2 protein-coding genes are annotated in these 1,789 nt (G+C 78.6%); one reads left to right on the top strand and one right to left on the bottom strand.

The features are described from left to right. Window positions 1-1,213 (top strand): DUF2398 family protein (locus ACWEQL_RS42345; protein WP_452156947.1); only part of this gene is annotated, 1,213 nt, incomplete at its 5' end. An 18-nt stretch (window positions 1,214-1,231) separates the two neighbouring features. Here the strand turns inward: ACWEQL_RS42345 and ACWEQL_RS42340 are convergent. Continuing rightward, a complete protein-coding gene (locus ACWEQL_RS42340; RefSeq protein WP_452156945.1) occupies window positions 1,232-1,417 on the bottom strand; it encodes a hypothetical protein in 186 nt (61 codons plus the stop codon). Window positions 1,418-1,789 lie beyond the last annotated feature (372 nt).

The raw sequence follows: 1,789 nt of genomic DNA, 5'->3' as shown, positions 1-1,789 counted from the left end.
GTCGGCCGGGCCCGCCGGGCGGGACCTTCCCGGCGCGACCGCGGAGGGCGCCGGCGGCGCCCGGGCCGAGGCCTCCACCGCGGCCGAGGCCGCCGAACGGCGGATCGCCGCCCGGCTGCTGCTGGCCCATCCGCTGGTCACCGCCGCGGGGCCGCACGCCGACGGCTTCCCGCTGATCCGGCGTCACCGCGACTGGCTGGTCGAGCGGTTCGACACCCTGCTCGGCTACCGCCTGGTCGTCGGACCCTGGCACGCCCGGCTGCGCAAGGCCGGCCTCGGGCCCGGCGGCGGCCGCCGCCTCCAGCACCCGGCCACCGGCGCGGTCTTCACCCCCGCCGGGTACGCCCAGCTCGCCCTCGCGCTGGCCCTGCTGGTCGACGCCCCGGAACGGCTGCCGCTGGCCCGGCTGCTGGCCGGCCTGGACGCCCTCGCCGCCACCCCCGCCGACCGGGCGGCCGCGCTGGCCGTCCTCACCGACTGGCAGGTGCTCGCCGGTCTGCCGGCCGGACTCCTCGACCCCGCGACGACCCCCGCCGGGGCCGCGCCGACCGGGGCCGTGCTCACCGTCGACCGGGAGCTCGCCCGCGCCGTCCCGGCCGGGCCGTCCGCGCTGGCCGTCGACTGCGCCGCCGAGCTGATCGGCCGGGCCGCCGAGGCCGGGCCCGCGATCGCCGTCCGCCGCCGGCTCGCCGAGACCCCGGCCGTGCTGGCCGCCGACCTCACCGAGGAGCAGCGCGAGCGGCTCCGGGAGCACCGGGACACCGACCCGGCCGCCGTCGCCGAGTTCCTCGGCCTGGAGCCGGAGCTGCGGGCCGAGGGCGTCGCCCTGCTCGACCCGGCCGCCGAACTCACCGACCTCGCGCCGCCGGCCACCGGCACCCTGACCCGGGCCGCGCTGCTGCTGGTCGAGCGCCTGGTCGAGGAGCTGCGTCCGCTGCCCGGCGAGCCCGCGGCCGCCGACGTCCCCGTCCCGGACGCGCTGATAGACGGGATGCTCGGCGACATCGCCGACGAGTACGGCCTCCCGGCGGGCCGGGACTACCTCGCCGACCGTACGGCGCTGCGCCGCGACACCCTCGACCTGCTGCACCGGATGGGCCTGATCACGCCCAACACCGTCCGCCCGCCGTCCTGGCTGCTGCGGGCCCCGGCCGCCCGCTACGCCCCCGCGCTGGAGCTGACCCCGGGCACCGGACGGCACTCCCGCAGGTAGCCGGCGGGCCGGCGGGGATCAGTGGTTGCCGGTGGCGGTCGCCACGGTCGCGTCGTCGTCGCGGACGGTCTCCACGGTGGCACCGACGCCGAGGGCGCCGAGGGCGATCGAGGCGAGGACGGCCGCGCAGGCCAGGACGCGGCGGTGGCGCCGGGGGAGCGGGAAGCGCGGTTCCTGGGGGGCGGACGGAGGCTGGGCGTTCATGACAGCGAGGGTTCCAGGGCGGTGTGAACGATCGCTACGCACGGGTGAAGTCCGGATGGTCCGTGGACGTCGCTTTGTGCCGGATTCTCCCCCAGCCTTCGGCCGGGGGTGCCCCCACGCCGCGTTGTCGTCGGTCGGCGAAGGCGGGGGGAGCCGCTCGCAGGCAATGTACCGGAGCGGCTGACGGGGCGTCGGCCGCGGTCCTAGGATCCCGATCGTGACCGGGCGGAGCGACGCTGGACGACCGGCCGGGCGGCGGACCGCCCGGCGGTGTCCGCGCATACCCGTGCCCGCCGCCGTAGGAGCGCCCGCCGCCGGCCCCCACCGCTACCATCGCCGTCTCCTGCGCGTTTTCTATCTCTCCGCCCAGGT

Source organism: Kitasatospora sp. NPDC004240, from assembly GCF_053603215.1.
The sequence above is the reverse complement of the archived record's forward strand: the minus strand, read 5'-3'. Positions and strand labels throughout refer to the sequence as shown.